Raw genomic sequence first — 17,889 nt, forward strand, 5'->3', positions numbered from 1 at the left:
TCCATTACTAGTGTTAAGTCAGAAGCAAAAGAGTTGATAAAAAAGTTGATTTATGCTATAATGTAATATTAAGAATTAGGTGATATAATAAGATTCTCTTGGCCAGGGGAATCTTATTTTTTTGTATAGGAGGAAGATGTTAATGAAGCAGAATGAGTCAAGTCTAACTTCCTTAGTAGCGGCTTTTGGCCGAGCATATCACCATAAATACGATACACCTAAAATTTTCGATGATTTTATTGCCAACGATTTACTTTCCGAAGAAGAGTTTTCAGCTGTTAGTAAGAATATGGTGAACGGAATTCAGTTTTTTAACAAAGATATTGGAGAGCGTTTTAAAGATCAGCCAGAAGAAATGTTGAAATGGATTACACAAGTACAGCTTTCTCCAACCCCTTTAGCACGTGCAGCGTATTGCGAGAAAGTATTACTTCATGAAGTTAAGTTGGGTTCAAGACAATATGTCATACTTGGAGCAGGGTTAGACTCTTTTGCTTTTCGTCACCCAGAATTGACAGATAGTATAGATATATATGAAATCGATTTCCCAGCTACACAGGCATTTAAAAAACAAAAGTTAGCTGATGCTAATTTTGATATTCCTGAAAATCTCCATTTTGTTGCTGTGGATTTCACTACGACTTTTTCTCAACAAGATTTAACTGATCAAGGATTTGATAATAAAAAAACATTCTTTAGCCTTTTGGGTGTTTCCTATTATTTAACGAAAGAGGAAAATGCGAATTTGATCCAACATTTATTTACTAACCTTCCTTCTGGTAGCTCTATTGTTTTTGATTATGCTGATGAAAAACTCTTTGAAGAACAGGGTATTTCTAATCGAGTTGAAAATATGGTTAAAATGGCAGCTGCGAGCGGGGAACCCATGAAATCTTGTTTTACTTATGCGGAGATCGAGAATATGTTAGAAAAAGCAGGTTTGCAAATTTATGAACATTTATCACCAACTGATATAAATGAGCATTTCTTTAGCAATAGGACAGATTATTTAACTGCATTCGAGACTATTCATTTTATTCATGCTGTGAAGCGATAATTTGCTAGTCAATTTGCTGAATAAAGCAGAATGATTATTGTCTATAATGCTTTTAATCAAAAATGGCATACCAATCTTGATATGATTTGGTATGCCATTTTTTTGATTGACAGAGAACTAATCACCTTACCCTTTTACCGACCCAGCAAGTAAACCACGAACGAAATACTTTCCTAATAAAATATAAACTAGTAATGTCGGCATGGCGGCGAGCAATGCACCTGCCATCTGGACATTCCATTGCACAATTTGGCTTCCGGACAGATTTTGTAATGCGACCATGACAGGTTGAGCGTTGTTGTTAGTAATCGTTACGGCGAAGAGGAATTCGTTCCAAATGTTCGTAAATTGCCAGATCGCTACGACAACAAATCCGGTGATCGACAGTGGTAGAATGATTTGACGGAAGATTCCAAGAAAACTTGCACCGTCCACCTGTGCTGCTTCAATCATCGAATCAGGAATGTTAGCATAGAAGTTGCGGAACATCAAGGTTGTAATCGGTAGTCCGTAAACCACATGGGTAAAGATCAATCCGATAATCGAGTTATAGAGATTAATAGAGTTCAAGAATTGGATTAATGGAATCAGAATACTTTGATATGGAATAAACATGCCGAATAGAATCAGCGTGAATACGACTTCGGAGCCTTTGAATCTCCATTTTGACAACACATATCCATTCATCGCCCCTAGTATCGCTGACAATAATGTTGCTGGGATAACGAGATAGAGACTGTTCATTAAATTTGGTGCAAGCTCCGAGAATGCGTGCGTATAACTGGAAAAGTCAATCGCTGATGGCAGTGACCACATTTCAGATAACGATACTTCATCAAGTGGTTTGAAACTGGTAATCAGCATCACATAGACCGGTGTCAGGAAAAAGATAGCGATCGCGATTAGCACGGCATATTTAGCAATTTTTCTCACTACCATCATGATGCCCCCCTTCTTGAGTTAATCAAATATGGCACGATGAATATAGCAACAAGTAGCAACATGATGATTGCGATTGCTGCACCGTTTGCGTAATAGTTACCACGGAATGTCGTCTCAAACATGTAGACACCTGGTACATCGGTGACGAAATTGGCACCAGAACCTGTCATCGCGTAGATCAGGTCAAATATTTTTAAAGAAATGTGTGCCATGATGATCACAACACTCATCGTGATTGGTGTTAACATTGGTAGAATCACCTTGCGATAAATTTGCAGTTCGGATGCACCATCAATTCGCGCCGCTTCCCTGAGCTCATCTGGAATTCCAGTAAGTCCTGCGACATACATCGCAAGTGAGAATCCTGTCATTTGCCATACAGCCGCTATTACAACAGCAATCATGGCGACAGGTAAACCAAATTCAATGCTTCCCCACTGGAATCCCGCCAAAATATTGGTATCGGTGTACCATTTCGGTTGAATGCCGAACACTTGCAAGAATTGATTGAAACCAGTAGACGGATTCAATAACCATTGCCAAACAACCCCCGTTACGACAAATGATAATGCCATCGGGAATAAAAAGATATTACGAAATAGCGAATTAGCTTTTTTCGTTTGGTCGAGTAAAATGGCTAAGCCTAAACCTAGGATAATAACAAATCCGATAAATAGAATCGTAAAAAAGACAGTATTACGTAAATCTGCTTGGAAACGATAATCCCCAAATAGATAGATATAGTTCTTCAAACCAGCAAATGACATATCAGGCACAAGAGAATTCCAATTACTTAAGGAAACCCAACCAGTCCAACCAATAAACCCATAGACGAATATAATAATGAGCAAAAAGGATGGAGTTAAGAACAATAATGCCATCAGCTGATCTCTGGTAATTTTCATCGCGATTGTCCTCCCATCTGAAGTAAATTCTTTATTTTTTATTGAAGTGATTGTTGTTTTGGTTCGCATAAAGTTTTATTTGCAACTTCCGCGCTTCTTCTTGCAACTTCTGCTCCTCTTCTTGCAACTTCCGCTCCTCTTCTTGCAACTTCCGCGCTTCTTTTACAAGGAAAGGCTCGCACAGGGCGAGCCTTCGATTTTAAAGATCTCCTGCTATTTGTTGTAGTTTTTCGATAAATTGGTCAACATTTTGTTGGGTTACGAAGATATTTACTTCTTGGTTTGCTTTCGTTAGGTATCCCTCTGATGCTGCTGAACCGTGTGCTAAGCTTGGTGCCAGGTTATTGTTTTGGAAATCTTCCATAGTGTCTGTACCATATTCATCATAATTGGATGGATCAGCATCAACACGTGCTGGGATCGAACCTTTTAGTGGGTTGAATGCATCTTGGCCTTCTACAGAACCAAGGACGCTCAAGAATTCTTTTACCGTATCCGGATTTTCTACACCTTTAGGTAGACCGAATGTATCAGTGATAACCATGAAGTCTTCTGTCGTACCTGGGAATGGGAAGTAACCAAAGTCAACATTGGTTTCTAATTCTAAGTCATTAGAGAAGTAACCTTTTGCCCAGTCACCCATGTTGGTCATTGCTGCTTCGCCTTCACCAACAAGCTGTGAAGCGTCTTGCCAGTTACGAGATGCGTGGTCTTCGTTGACATAACCTAAGATGGTTTCGAAGTATTCTGCTGCTTGACGAACACGGTCGTCGTCAAAGCCAACTTCTCCTTCCCACAATGCGCGATAGTCGTCTGGACCAAGTGTGGCTAATAGTAAATTTTCAAAAATTTGAGTTGCTGTCCAAGCTTCTTTATCACCCATTGCAAGTGGTGTCACACCTGCTTCGTCAAGCTGTGCTAATACATCGACAAATTCATCTAACGTCGTTGGTACTTCAATGCCGTGCTCCTCGAATACTTCCATGTTATAGAAGATGACATTTCCGCGGTGAACGTTTACTGGTACAGAGTAGATATTTCCGTCTTTACTTACCATGTCAATTAATTCTTCTGGAAATTTATCCATTAAATCATTTTCTTCATAAAAGTCATTTAACGGTTCCATCTTGTCTGCTGCAACCCAACTTTCATTGAGTTCCGCTCCACCGTGTACCTGGAAAGTGGATGGTGGGTCATTCCCTTGCATTCTAGTAGCTAAAACGGCTTTTGCGTTTGTGCCCGCACCACCCGCTACTGCAGCATTTTCTACTGTAATGTCTGGATGCTGTTCTTCGAATAAGTCAATAAGTGCAAGTAAACCATCTTCTTCCCCTGCACCAGTCCACCAACTAAAGATTTCTACTGTTCCACCGTCTCCTGACGATTCTGCATTTTCTTCCTCACTTGCACCATTATCTGAAGTATCTTCAGTTTGATCGTCTGTTGTGCCGGTATTATCTGTCGTCTCTTCATTTCCGCCACATGCCGCTAACGCAATCATTAGGATGAACATAAACAGAAATGCTAAACTCTTTTTTAACATGTTTCTACCCCCTCGGATTAATATAAGCGCTTTCAGCTATAATTATATAGAGAAAACGCTTACGATCTGACGTTATTTTTCTGTATTTTATTACGAAAATCTGTATTATTTTACGATTTGGCTCTGGTATTGCTTTGGAGAGAGACCGACATGTTTTTTGAAAACACGGCTGAAATAGTTCGGATCTTTATAGCCGATTTCATAGCTGATCTCCTTTAGTGTCGCATTGTTCGTCTGCAGCAGTTCTTTTGCTTTCTTGATTCGGATGTCTGTTAAGTAATCAATAAATGTACTGCCTGTTGCTTCATGAAATAGATTGGATAAGTAATTTGTGCTTAGTTCAGTGTAAGCTGAGACATCGACGAGATTGATTGGTTTGTGATAGTTGGTTGCGATAAAATGTTTTGCTTTGACAATTTTGTCTTGTGATTGGAAATAGTGTTTCATTTCTTTACAGACGTACTGAATAAATTCTTTCCAGTCTTCCGTTGTGATTAATTCTTCAGGTGTCATGTCGAGTTTTATCCCTTTATCGTCTGCGATTTGCTTAATTTGCACAAATAATTCAATATTCGCATGTGGTGCGATCGCATCGAATAAAACCCAGACTTTCTCTTCTTCACCATCACGGATTGCTTCTAACAATTTATCAGTTGGAACCTCTTCTGTTTCATGGCTGGCGAATCCGTAATTCTTTTGTTTTGCCTGTAATAGCTGTCTTAATGCTTTCTTTGCCTGATAATAAGATTTTGTAAGGTCCTCCAAGGATTGATACGGGTGACCTGCGCCAATATAATAGTTGTCACCGAGAGATAATTGCAGACTGCGAATTTGTTTTAACACATCGGCATTGTCAAGTTTTTCGTTAGATACATAGAAGGCCATATTATCTTGTGAGATATAGGCATCTGATAACGAGAGTGGTTTATTAGCCATGATAAAAAAACCGCTCTGCATATTGGGAAAAAGACTGTGTTGAATTGTATGCGCATCTTCTCCTTGGATCACCTTTGTTAGAAAGAGCGCACGCCTGTTTTCAAGCATTTGCTTATCTTGTTCCAGTTCATTTTTGACATTTAAAATAGCGCGAATGATTTCCTCCTTTTTACTCGGTTTGAGAATGTATTCGCGTACTCCTAGCTTCATCGCTTGTTTGGCATAATCAAATGAATCATAAGCGGTTACCATAATAAATTTTGTTAAAGGAAATGCTTTGCAGATTGACTCCATCGCTTCCAAGCCATTGATACCTGGCATCTTGATATCCATTAACATAATATCCGGTTGGATGGTTTCCGCTAATTCTATCGCTTTACGACCGTTCACCGCTTCTTCAATTTGTTTAATATCAGAAAAGTGTTCCTCTAAAAATTTACGCATTGCTTTTCTCTCTAAAAATTCGTCTTCTGCAATGACTACTTTCACGCTAATACCCCCAGTTCTTGCTGTTGTTTATCTGGTAAATATAATCGGATGGTCGTACCTTTTCCGACGCTTGTATCTATTTCGAGAACATCCTCTGTTTGATAGAACATTTGTAGTCGTTTAATGACATTGACTAATCCGATCCCTGTCATATGACCGACATGCTGCTCCGTTTCTGTTGTTGATTGGATTAATTGGCTACGTTTTGCTTCTGGCATTCCGGCACCATTATCAGTAACTTCTACAATAACGCCGCTATGATAGGTTTTGAAATGGACTGAAATTTTACCACCTTCCTCTAATGATTCCAGACCATGGATAAAGGCGTTTTCGACAAGTGGCTGTAAGGTTAACCTTGGCAAAGGCATATTACAATCTTCTGGCAATGGGTCCATATCAAATTCAATTCGCTCCATAAAGCGCATTTTCTGAATCGCGACATAATCTTCAACCATTTTTAATTCATCTTTTAATGTTGTTGTTTTCTTCAAATCACCAAGGCTGTGCCTCATCATTGATGCTAATGAATCAATCAAATGGGACGTTGTTCGGGCTTCTTCTAAATAGGCCATTTTCGATACAGTGTTTAACGTATTGAATAAAAAATGCGGCTGGATTTGATTTTGTAAATGCTTGAGCTCCAGCTCCTTCATCAATCGCTCCTGTTCAGACTGATCTTTAATCTCTTTAATTAAATTGCGGATATTGTCGCGCATTTTGTTAAAAGAATCACCTAACAGCTTTAGTTCATCTGGTGACTGAATTCGAATAGATTTGCCATCGAATTTCCCAACAGAGACCTCTTTTGCTGCTTGGGATAATGCTTGAACAGGAAGATGGATGCCTCTGGAAAACCTTACTGTAATAAAAGCACCAAGTATAATGGAAGTAATTAATAAGTAGAGTGTGAAATATTTGAATGCTTCATTACGTTCACGAATATCCGCGTACAAGGATTGATATTCTGTTAGGGATCCATCTAATAATTCCAAGGTGGATTTCTGAATATAAGAAGTTGTTTGCTGGACTTCTTTTACGTGCATCGAGTAGCGTTCCATATCATCACGGAGTACGAATCCTATCGTTAATTCGGTTTGATAACGGAGTGCGTCGATTAAGTTAATATAATTTTTATAACGTACCGAATTCGTTTCTTGCATAATCGGAGCTGTTCTGTCATGAAATGTTTCCCTTGCTTCATAATAAGCTACTAAGTCTTCTTGCTCCCCGCTTAATACATATGCTTTGGTTTTATCGGATAGATCCTGAGCAGATTGCGAAATCGTGTTCAAGTTCAGTAACGTTTCAAACTCTTGATGGTATTGTTGCATTAACTGGGTCGAGCTAACATAAATCGAAATCGTCACAATATTAAATAAAATAATGATTCCAGCGAAAATAAGTGTTAATTTCGACTTGATCGTCCGACCATTTAGTAGATTCTTTATCCGCATGTTTACTCACCTTCTTTCAAAAATACCTCGCCATTCATAATGTCTTCTTTCTTAATCACGCCTGTTTTGGTGTGGTGAATTTTCTCCGGAGTACCGTTCTGATACAACTGATACATTTCTTCGACCGCTTTTTGCCCCATTTCCTCTGGGTACTGGGCAATCGTTGCTTGAATTTTGTCTTCTTCGATTAAATCAATGGTTTCAGGAAGAATATCGAATGCCAATACATATGGTCTTGTTGTCGGCTGAAATTCATGGATTGCTTGCACGATTCCCATCCCATCTAACGCAGTAATACCAAAAATAGCGGTAATATCAGATCGACTTTTGAGCAATTGATAGGTAGCATCTGCTGCACCTAGTTCGGTAATATTCGATTCGGCGACTGCGACTAACTCGATCCGCTTTTCTTGGTTAATTGCTTCCTCAAATCCTTCTAAACGTTCCATTTGATTCTGCGCATCTTTTTGCCCAATGATTGCGACAACCTTTTGTTCTCCTTCTGTTGCTTCGATTAGTGTCTTTCCTGCGAGATAACCCGCTTCGAAATTATCGGAGCCGACATAAAAATCTCGTCCACTTGTGGCATTATCGGTATCAATTGTTGCAACCGGGATATTGTGTTCCTTCGCTTTGTGAACGAGCTGACGAAACCGCGGACCACTCATCCCTTTTGTAATAATTGCATCGACATTGGCAGCAATCATGCGATCCAAGGTATCGAGACGTTCATCGGTATCTGTTACCTTTGGGCCTACATATTCTAAATAAATGTTAAGCTCTTCCGCTCTCTGCTTGGCACCTTTTTCAATCAAACGCCAATAATTATTCCCGACTTCTTCGGTGACAAGTGCGAAATGATAATCATACATTTGCTCAGAGGCAGCTTGTTGGTCAATATAAAACGTTTCTTTGCCGTAATAAAGCATCAGGCTGAAGGGGACAAGAAAAAGAATAGTAAAGAAGATTTTTCGCAACATGATTATACACCTTCTTCTTGAAATTGAGATATCTTTTCTACTGATTTGATTGTAAGCGTTTTTTTAGTTGTTGTCTATGGTGTTGGCAAGGGATTCTTTATTACTTCCTCGCCAACGGACAGAATGATTTCCTCGAGTCTAGGTGATTGGACGCATGGAAGATTTTGAGAGTCTTTTTTACCTTATTATCTTAGAAAAGCACAGTGCGCACGTTCAGAAACGTAGCGACTGAACCACCTTGCTTGATTTGTTAGTTATCTCCTTTTATTCAACAAATCTTATGGCTTCCTTGCTGGATTTGGTGATTATCTCCTTTTATTCAACAAATCTTGTGGCTTCCTTGCTGGATTTGTTGATTATCTCCATTTATTCAACAAATCTTTTGGCTTCCTTGCTGGATTTGTTGATTATCTCCTTTTATTCAACAAATCTTGTGGCTTCCTTGCTGGATTTGTTGATTATCTTCATTTATTCAACAAATCATTTGGCTTCCTTGCTGGATTTGTTGGTAATATAAGTTGTGATACATAATAAAGAAGCTTGAGCGAACTCAAGCTTCTTTATCTGCCATCCATTCGAACAGACCCGGTACTTCATCATTATAAACATAGATCCATGACCAATGACCATTGTATTCATACGGGGCGCCATCTTCATTCGTATAATGCCCTGATGTGTCAAATACTCCATCGAATAAGGTCATGTGTACATCCGCTCCATCGATTGCTGCCATTCGTTCATAAGTTGGGATCGTATTTTCTGTTGGATCTAATGTTGGATCATTTTCTGCGGTAATGAACCATGTTGGTGTTTTGGCTAATTCGATAATATCTTGATCGGAAATTAACGAATCATTTAACCCTTCGCATACTGGAAAAGCAGCAGAAAAATAGTCTGGATAGTCTCTTGTCATCACTAGTGTCATATAACCACCATTGGAAGCTCCACCAATGTAGATACGGTCGGTATCGATGTCATCATGTTCCGCTACAAATTCTTCAATCAGTTCCATAAGTGGTTCTGTATAGATGGATGTCCCATCTGCACCACCAGATTCGCCATGCATCCATCTTGTTGGAGCCTGTGGTACTAATACATATGCACCGTCATAGTAATTCTGAACTGAATCAGAAGCAAAACTTACTGCTTTATTTGCTGAAAGTGGGATTGTTGGGTCTGTGCCACCCTCACCACCACCATGTAACCAAATGATTAATGGATTTTCTTGCTTATCTTTATCCGGTGTGAAGCTGGCATAAGACATCTCCGTTCCAGCAAAAGTACCACTGTTCATGTCAAAATCTTCTACAGCTTTTTTCGTATCACCTTTAAATGTCGTTATTTCTAAGTCGGTTACTTCTCCATATGGTGTGTTGATTTCTTTTTGTTGAGAGATAGTATAATCCGTTTGAATCCAATTATTAAAGCCTGTTGTTTGCCAATCATAATTCATTGGTGAACCTAACGTTTGATCAGGACCAATTGCTAATTCAAGGACAGCATATTTTCCCATTTTTTTCGCTGGATTGCCGTTTTTATCCGCTACATATGCATGGTTCACATCACGATATCCTTCTTCTAAAAATGGATCTGCCAATCTATTATCACTGCGCGTCACGTGAACGGAAAAAGTTTCTTCATCGATGGAATCAGTTGGTATTGGTTTTCCAAGTTCTACGATCACCTTCGTAATTGCTGGCCCCCAATCTTGAATTTCTGTTATCGTGTAGTATCCGTTTGATTCTTTTGCAGCAACAGTTAGGCTGAAGCCGATTGTCAGTACAATCAGAGTACAAAAAATAAATAACTTTTTTAGCATAGCGTAGTCTCCTTATTGGTGGAAAGATCCAAGCAAAATGTCGGACCTTTCCCTACTGATTTATTTCGTCAAGCGATTGATGTCTTGCTCAGGTGCTAGTACATCATTTACTTCTTCGACAACGATTTCTTCCGCTACAGTAAAGTTTACGGTACCTTCTACACTCTCTGATGATGAGGCAACATGTAATTGATAGGTGCCTTTTTCTACAACCCATGCAGACCTAGATTCGTCAAAGGAAGCAATATCACGTGCCGTAATATCGAGTTTAATGTTTTCTTTTTTACCTGGACGGATGGTGTCTGTTTTTGTAAAGCCAGCTAATTCAATATCCGGATTCTCAATAGAACCATCTGGAGCAGAAACGTATACTTGTACGGCTTCTTTACCTGCTACATCTCCACTATTTGTAATAGAGGCAAATACAGTAATCTTATCTTTAAAGCGACCGTTCTTGTTGACACGAATCTTGTTATAATCAAACTCAGTATAGGATAGACCATAACCAAATTCGTATGCTGGTTCTACTCCAAAAGTATGGTGATAACGATAGCCGACATAAATATCTTCTTCGTAGACAACTTCTGTTGGATCTTCCTCAGGATAACCAGGGAAGTTATCAGCTGATGGTGTATCTGGATAATCTTTCGGGAATGTAGTAGCCAATTTACCAGACGGATTAACTTTTCCTGACAACACATCTGCGACCGCATGACCCGCTTCAGATCCTGGCTGCCATGCTAATAATATAGCATCCACTTTATCCTTCCAACTCATCATCTCGATCGGACCACCGATATTTAATACCGTAACAACTTGCTTTCCTTCATCATGGAATGCGTTTGCGATCGTATCAATATTTGTTTGTTCGGTTTCGGTTAAATAAAAATCACCTTCTGTTGCAGTGCGGTCTGCAAACTCACCAGAATTACGACTAATCACAATCATGCCAACATCTGTTGATTCTGCATACGCGCTTGCTTCTTCTGGCGTTACTTCACGTTCTGGTAATGGTGGTGCTGGTTGGAACGGACTTGGCGGTTGGTATTCAGGCATTTCTTTTAATTCATCAATATAGGCTTGATAGCTTTCAACAAGCTCATCATCTAGTGTATAGCCAGCTGCCTGAAGTCCTTCTGCAATGGTAACAGTATGTTCCACATTTACATCACCACTACCTGTACCACCTTTGATCGTATCTACTTGACCATTTCCAAATAACCCAATAGAGACATTTTCTCGTAATGGTAATGCCTGCTCACGATTTTCCAGTAACACCATACCTTGTGTAGCTGCTTCACGTGATACTTGGGCATGTGCTGCTAAGTCTGGATTGTCAGAGTGTTCATATCCTAAGAATGAAGGTGTTTTGACAACAATATTTAATATATTTTTTACATTGCGGTCTAGCAAAGACTCCTCAAGTTCGCCATTTTCTACGGCTGCGATAATAGCATCTGATTGTTGTTCACTACCTGGCATAAGGAGGTCATTCTGTGCTTCCATCGCGGCAACAGGGTCATCTCCTCCTCCCCAATCAGTCATGACTAATCCTTCAAATCCCCAATCTTCACGAAGAACATCTGTTAACAATTCACTGTTTTGCGGTGTATAGACTCCATTCAGTTTATTGTACGCACTCATCACTGCCCATGGTTGCGATTCTTTAACAGCAATTTCGAATCCTTTCAAATAAATTTCACGTAATGCCTGTTGCGAAACAATCGTGTCAATGGTTTGCCGGTTCGTTTCTTGGTTATTAGCAACAAAGTGTTTGATGGTTGCACCAACACCATTTGATTCGACCCCATTCACAACGGCTGCTGTCATTTTTCCTGATACTAAAGGATCTTCTGAATAATATTCAAAATTGCGTCCGTTCAACGGATTCCGGTGTAAGTTCAGTGCAGGAGCTAATAAAACATCTACTCCGTATTCTTTGAGCTCATTTCCCATAGCTGTACCGACTTGTTCTGCTACTACTGTATCCCATGAAGATGCTACAGCTGTTGCGATAGGAAAAGCCGTCGCATAAAACGTATCATCAGTATTCTCTCTTGTTGGATTAATGCGGACACCCGCAGGACCATCTGCCAGTGCAATCGATGGAATACCTAAACGAGGAATTGCATGTGTCTTTCCGGCTGCACCTAATTCGTCGTTAAATGCTGACCAGCCAATACCGGTAACTACTTTCGCCTTCTCAGCCAAGGTCATGGCTGCAATCACTTCATCAATGTTGTCATGTCTAAGTTGAGGAGCATCTGTTTCTTCTGCTGTAGCAACCGGTACAGATAAACTAGTCACCAAAAGTACTACTAATGCCAACATACTGATTACCTTTTTCGACATTTCATCTCCTCCTTTTTTAACTTACGGTTTTATCATAAAATGTAAACGTATTCATGTTTTCAGTAAAAAATAGCATTAGTTTATGATTTTATGGACAATTTTAAGAACGAGACATGCGTTTAGGTAGTATTTACCACGTGGGTTGATTTATGATAGGGGGATTGTGTTTTTACAATAAGAAAATTCTGAACTACTATTTCATAGTGCCATCTTTGATTGCATTATGAAACGAATTAAACAGCAAAAATCAAGACGAATTTTTTCTCCCTTACCAGTACACTAAATGCTATAAAAGGGGTGAAAATATGAATAATAAATCTATCGGATTATTCCAAGGAATTGCACTATACATGGCAGCTATTCTAGGATCAGGTGTCCTTTTTTTATCGTCTGTAACAGCAGCAATTGCTGGCCCTGCATCTATCGTATCTTGGCTTATGGTTATTTTCATTAACTTTCCACTTGCTTATTCGTTTGCTAGTTTGGCACAGAAATATCCTGATGCCGGTGGAGCAGCAACTTTTGTTAGAAATTCTTTCGGATATCACCTTGGCAATATTGTTGGATGGTTTTACTTTGTAACAGCAGCAGTTGGCCAAACCATTGTGTCCTTAACCGGAGCTTTTTACATCAGTCAGGCATTTGGACTTTCGCATTCTGAATCAACTATAACTGCCATCTTTATATTGGTCATTGCAGGTGTTTTCAATTATTACGGCGTAAATGTCAGTAGTAAAGTTGCAGTTATTTTAAGTTCTTTATTACTGATTCTTTTAGTGTCTGCCGTATTTGTGTCATTTTCAAAAATACAATGGGGAAATTTTACTCCCTTTGTTCCTAATGGATGGTTTTCTGTTGGAAGTGCTATAACGGTTATCTTTTGGTCATTTTTCGGTTGGGAAGCGATTTGTAATCTGGCAGAGCGCTTTAAAAATCCTGAAAGAAATATAGTCAGAGGGGCAGTTGTTAGTGCAGTTATCATCGGATTATTATTTTTATCGTTAAGCGTTGTTACTATCGGAACGGCAACGTATGGTAGTCAAGAAAGTAATCTCTCTCCTATTGGTGTTATAATGGAAGATACAGTAGGTGTTGGTGCTAAAGTCGTCACTGCTGTTTTAGCGTTAATTATTTGTACTGGGACAGCGAATGCTTTTGTAGCGAGTCTAACGCAATTAGGATATTCACTAAGCAGGGATGGTGCTTTTCCAAGGTTTTTATCAAAACTACATGGAACTACTCAAATTCCAAGACAGATGGTATTGTTTGTTATCTGTTTTTCGATAGCAGGTGTTTTAGTGACGAATGCTTTGTCACTGTCGTTCGATGATATCTTGTTTATACCAACATCTCTAGGGATATTAGTTTATGTTCTTTCAATGGCAGCAGGCATTAAATTGCTTAAAAATTACACACCTGCATGGTGGGCATCGTTAATCTCTTTTATTTTATGTATGCTGGTAATTCCTTTTTTTCAGCTGTATGGATTTGTTCCGTTAGTTATCGTAATTTTATATATGGTTTATATGATTAGTAAGAAGATGAAGGGAGAGTCTGATGATGAATGAAAATAATCTTTCCAAAGGAACCATGTGGCAAGCAACGACATCTTGTGATCCAGCTTATGATGGGGTTTTCTATTACGCCGTAAAGACAACCGGGATTTTCTGCCGACCATCTTGCAAGTCGAAGGTACCCAATCGTGAAAATGTATCTTTCTTTTCAAACGCGGAAGAAGCTAAAACGTCAGGTTATCGCCCATGCAAGAGATGTCGACCAGATCTAAGTATTCAACATTATGATCCGTTCGAATATGTTTTGGAAGATACTATGCGATTGATAAAAAATAACTATAATAAAAAAATGCCTTTACATGAAATTGCATCAAGGATAGGAGTTAGTCGTTTTCACTTAAATCGTGTTTTCAAAAAAAGAATAGGGTGTACTCCTCGAATATATTTAGAAAAAGTCAGAGTGAAGAAAGCGAAGGAACTTCTCTTAACAACAGCATTTAATAATACAGAGATTGGTTATCAGATCGGTTTTCAGAGTATGTCCAGCTTTTATCATGCATTTAAACGAAACACAGGACTTTCACCTAGTCAATTCCGTGCTTACTATACTGGAAATACAGGGAGTAAAGAAATGGAATGAATTGAGGTTGTTTAGAATGAATAACAATGGTACTTTTACTACCTTAGCTTATTGTGTGATTACACCTGTTAATAATTCATTCAAACTCCTTTTTTATCCAACTAAATACTATCTAATGAAGCTGCAACCCAGGTTCTACTGTCATCTTCGTGATTCCAAACAAAAATATCAATACTCCCGTTTTTTAGTATTGCATTATCAAACACCCATATGTCATAAAATCGGCTTTTATTATCTTGCTAATTTTACTCGTACTTTTTAGCGACCAAATACTCCGTAAAGGGCAATGTTATCATAGATAATCCTAATACAAGCAATAAAAATATATTTATAGTGCCGTTCACTAATTCATCAGCCATTACTGCACCAAGCAGAAAAAGCATTAAAAGAAAATAACTAATCTTAGAGCTTTTTTCTGTAATCTTTTTTCCTAATTCCTCATCCTGAAATATACCATCATTGTCTTCTTTTGTGCCCCAAGTGATGGTTGAGAAGAACATACTCATTACGATTGCAATGGAGATTATTTCATTGAAACCAACATCTTTTCCCGTAAACACCTTATAAACCGTAAATCCAATAATAACTAATGCAGTAATTCCAACAATTAATCCAGCAATTATTCGTTTTTTCATTTTTCTTCCTTCCCTTCATTTAAAAATAACTCATCCACTTTAACTCTCAAATTTTGCGCAAGATCAAAAGCTAATTGCAAACTAGGGTCATACTTTTCATTTTCAATCGCATTAATTGTTTGTCTACTTACATTGCATAATTCTGCTAATTTCTCTTGTGAAATATTTTTACTATTCCTGTATTCTCTAATGCGATTTCGCAAAAGAATGTCACCCTCTCATCAATATGTGTAAAAACTTTTTTACACATATACTATAAAAAAGGACAATTAATTACCCTATCCTACTCGTTAATTTTAAAAATTCTGTTTTGCTAAGGAACTCCCCCTTCTTTTTGTTTATGAAGTCATATTTTTTTCAATACATTCATTTAGAAATGTGTAACTCCGTTGAAGAAGAAAGTTTTTTACCGTGCAACAGCTCCCAAGACAAAAGATATAATGGAAAAAATGCCTAAAAAGAATCCAAGAATCCCATATGCTCCACCTTCGAATCCTCTAATGTTAACAAAACCAATATAGAATAGAATAATAGCAACTACAATCGCTATGAATCCAGGCAACAGCCTTACAGATAAGGAAAAACCTTTTTTGCTGAACCACCAGGTTAACGTCAAAATAATGACCCCCGGAATAAGGGCCATCAGAAAAGGTCCTAAAAGCATCATTTAATACATCCCTCCCCTTACCATATTAATATTATTCCAACTATTCATCAGTTGAATTGACGATCAACTTGATAACCACCTTCTTGAACTCTTGCGACAGTGAGCATAAGATAATTTTCTATTTTATTGGTGAATTGAGTTTGAGTTTTTCTTCTAATTCCTCAACCTTCCTCATAAACGGGTCCATACTATTACTTATTGAAATATTCAAACCTAAACCTACATCTCGAAGTATTTCTCGTAATTGTTCAAAATTCTTCTTATCATCTTCCGTTAAATCAACGAAACTATATAATTCGTCATTAGGATATTGATTTAATTTTGAATATAAAAGGCTTAACGTTTTCTTATCACTGTTTGAGAGCGTCCCTAATTGTTCACCAGTAGTAATCCCAAGAGAAATACCTTCCAATATATCTCCTAATTCAGTTGTCACTAAGTTAGGTTCTGACCAATTGTTATCACTTTGGTGCGCAATTAAACCTTCTAATTCGACTAAGTTATATTGGACTTCTGTTAAAAGCACTTGTTCTTTTACGAAGTTCATTTTAATAAATCCCCATATTACGATAGCGATTAGTAAGATATTTAAACCTATTAAAATCCTAAAAATTAACTTCCTTTTTTTACTCAATTTATCCCCCCTCATATGATAGATAGCAAGCATTTGCCTTGTTCTACTAGTGCTACCCGTTTGTTTAAGTACATTCATTCACAAACAACGATATATTATGTAATATTCTGAGATAAATGGAAATCATCTCAATTTTAAAGTAACCATTTTTTTAATCTCGCTAAATTTTCTTTTAGAAATAAAGTATTTTTTTCAATTCCTCGACGTTTACACCATCCAATACTATTGAAGGCATCAGTAAATTGATAAAAAGGTAATACATTTTCTAGGTCAATTAATGGTCTGATACTGTTATAGCCTTTTTGATATGCATTGTACAAGTTAACATCAAAACTTAAAAAATCGCGATACAGTTTGGTAAAATCGATTTCTGTTGAACCAAATCTTACGCTTTCAAAATCTATCATTCCTGAAACTTTATCATTATCAACAATTATATTTGCTGGACGAAAATCCATATGTACAAAGCTTGGCCCATCTGGAGACGGTAGCTGTTGTTTCATCTTTTTAAATTTTCCAAGGGCTTTTTTGTATAATTTTTCATCCAAAATGTCCCTTACATCTTCAGCAAAACTATAAAATTGGTATTCAACAAAATTAGACCAGTTCGGAAATTCATTTTTTATACCCATTAACACTTTCTCGGCAGGAGGATAAATAGAATGCATTTCAGCATGAAGAACCCCAATTTGGTACGCTATTGTTGGTGTAGCCGTAGATGTTAACGGTTTTCCTTTTAATTCAGATAATAAAAAAGCACCGGGACACTCCTCATCACCTGACCAATAATCCATCATTTTAGGAATGGGGACTCTTCCTTTTAAAATTTCATAGGCTTCTAACTCTCGCTGACACTTCAATTTTGTAAAAGGTATTTTCAAATAAACATTTTCACCATCAGATAAAGTACATTTATAAACCGTTGAACTATGGGAGTCTTCAACCTCATTAATTGATAGTAACTGCAATCCAAATTGTTGAATGATACGATTTAACATCAAACTTTTCCTCCTTGTATAATAATTCTACCTCCTGTTAACAAACTACATAGAAATACTTTTTCTTTTAAACAAAATCTATATTACAACATTTCCTCAACTAACTTGCTTCGTTAATATAACGAGTTCTACATAAATAGCGTTAATCCTTTTTGAATTAACGCCCCCTTTATTTTAAGTACATGATTTCACAAAATTAGTAAAAATAAATATTGTTTTAATACGCAGTATCGTTGTACTACGCAGCATTGACTTTGTTGTTTTTCACCTTTCTTGTTTAGCATAAGCCCCCGCTTATTTTTAAATAAAATTCAACACATTCTT

The 17,889-nt window shown here is 37.7% G+C and carries 16 protein-coding genes; 3 read left to right on the top strand and 13 right to left on the bottom strand.

Features of this window, described 5'->3' with window-relative positions; genetic code table 11:
• Positions 1-142 precede the first annotated feature (142 nt).
• Positions 143-1,057: a class I SAM-dependent methyltransferase gene (locus tag J5J03_RS03690; protein ID WP_208586150.1), complete on the top strand. Its 915-nt coding sequence runs from the start codon at positions 143-145 to the stop codon at positions 1,055-1,057.
• A 126-nt stretch (positions 1,058-1,183) separates the two neighbouring features.
• Here the strand turns inward: J5J03_RS03690 and J5J03_RS03695 are convergent, their stop codons facing one another.
• The 8 genes from J5J03_RS03695 to J5J03_RS03730 form a co-directional block, all read right to left on the bottom strand.
• Positions 1,184-1,996, bottom strand: a complete 813-nt coding sequence (locus tag J5J03_RS03695; protein ID WP_208586151.1) for a carbohydrate ABC transporter permease — start codon at positions 1,994-1,996, stop codon at positions 1,184-1,186.
• Positions 1,996-2,904 (bottom strand): carbohydrate ABC transporter permease, encoded by a 909-nt coding sequence (locus J5J03_RS03700; RefSeq protein ID WP_208586152.1) that lies wholly within the window; start codon positions 2,902-2,904, stop codon positions 1,996-1,998. The genes J5J03_RS03695 and J5J03_RS03700 overlap by 1 nt, the downstream gene beginning before the upstream one ends.
• A gap of 199 nt (positions 2,905-3,103) precedes the next feature.
• Positions 3,104-4,447: an ABC transporter substrate-binding protein gene (locus J5J03_RS03705; protein ID WP_208586153.1), complete on the bottom strand. Its 1,344-nt coding sequence runs from the start codon at positions 4,445-4,447 to the stop codon at positions 3,104-3,106.
• Positions 4,448-4,552: 105 nt separating this feature from the next.
• A complete protein-coding gene (locus J5J03_RS22230; protein ID WP_208586154.1) occupies positions 4,553-5,872 on the bottom strand; it encodes a response regulator transcription factor in 1,320 nt (439 codons plus the stop codon).
• Positions 5,869-7,326 (bottom strand): sensor histidine kinase, encoded by a 1,458-nt coding sequence (locus J5J03_RS03715; RefSeq protein WP_208586155.1) that lies wholly within the window; start codon positions 7,324-7,326, stop codon positions 5,869-5,871. Before J5J03_RS03715 ends, J5J03_RS22230 begins: the two co-directional genes overlap by 4 nt.
• A 2-nt stretch (positions 7,327-7,328) precedes the next feature.
• On the bottom strand, positions 7,329-8,306 hold the full coding sequence (locus J5J03_RS03720) for a substrate-binding domain-containing protein (RefSeq protein WP_208586156.1): 978 nt from the start codon (positions 8,304-8,306) through the stop codon (positions 7,329-7,331).
• Positions 8,307-8,856: 550 nt separating this feature from the next.
• Positions 8,857-10,125: a prolyl oligopeptidase family serine peptidase gene (locus tag J5J03_RS03725; protein WP_208586157.1), complete on the bottom strand. Its 1,269-nt coding sequence runs from the start codon at positions 10,123-10,125 to the stop codon at positions 8,857-8,859.
• Positions 10,126-10,185: 60 nt separating this feature from the next.
• Complete coding sequence (locus J5J03_RS03730) at positions 10,186-12,477, bottom strand: glycoside hydrolase family 3 C-terminal domain-containing protein (RefSeq protein ID WP_231710587.1); 2,292 nt, start codon at positions 12,475-12,477, stop codon at positions 10,186-10,188.
• A 305-nt stretch (positions 12,478-12,782) separates the two neighbouring features.
• Here J5J03_RS03730 and J5J03_RS03735 point away from each other — a divergent pair, with 305 nt between their 5' ends.
• Positions 12,783-14,045, top strand: coding sequence for an APC family permease (locus tag J5J03_RS03735; RefSeq protein WP_208586158.1), 1,263 nt, complete (start codon positions 12,783-12,785; stop codon positions 14,043-14,045).
• Positions 14,035-14,631, top strand: coding sequence for a bifunctional transcriptional activator/DNA repair enzyme AdaA (locus tag J5J03_RS03740; protein WP_208586159.1), 597 nt, complete (start codon positions 14,035-14,037; stop codon positions 14,629-14,631). Before J5J03_RS03735 ends, J5J03_RS03740 begins: the two co-directional genes overlap by 11 nt.
• A 245-nt stretch (positions 14,632-14,876) precedes the next feature.
• On the opposite strand, the gene J5J03_RS03745 is transcribed toward J5J03_RS03740, so the two are convergent.
• From J5J03_RS03745 to J5J03_RS03765, 5 genes are all read right to left on the bottom strand, one after another.
• Positions 14,877-15,266, bottom strand: coding sequence for a hypothetical protein (locus tag J5J03_RS03745; RefSeq protein ID WP_208586160.1), 390 nt, complete (start codon positions 15,264-15,266; stop codon positions 14,877-14,879).
• Positions 15,263-15,469, bottom strand: a complete 207-nt coding sequence (locus tag J5J03_RS03750; RefSeq protein ID WP_208586161.1) for a helix-turn-helix transcriptional regulator — start codon at positions 15,467-15,469, stop codon at positions 15,263-15,265. The genes J5J03_RS03745 and J5J03_RS03750 overlap by 4 nt, the downstream gene beginning before the upstream one ends.
• Before the next feature lie 203 nt (positions 15,470-15,672).
• Entirely contained in the window at positions 15,673-15,933 is a 261-nt protein-coding gene (locus tag J5J03_RS03755) for a YesK family protein (RefSeq protein WP_208586162.1), read from the bottom strand.
• 118 nt (positions 15,934-16,051) lie between these two features.
• On the bottom strand, positions 16,052-16,567 hold the full coding sequence (locus tag J5J03_RS03760; protein WP_208586163.1) for a hypothetical protein: 516 nt from the start codon (positions 16,565-16,567) through the stop codon (positions 16,052-16,054).
• A 134-nt stretch (positions 16,568-16,701) separates the two neighbouring features.
• Entirely contained in the window at positions 16,702-17,565 is an 864-nt protein-coding gene (locus J5J03_RS03765) for an aminoglycoside phosphotransferase family protein (protein ID WP_208586164.1), read from the bottom strand.
• Positions 17,566-17,889 lie beyond the last annotated feature (324 nt).

This window comes from Gracilibacillus suaedae (assembly GCF_017599345.1).
Lineage (GTDB): Bacteria > Bacillota > Bacilli > Bacillales > Amphibacillaceae > Gracilibacillus > Gracilibacillus suaedae.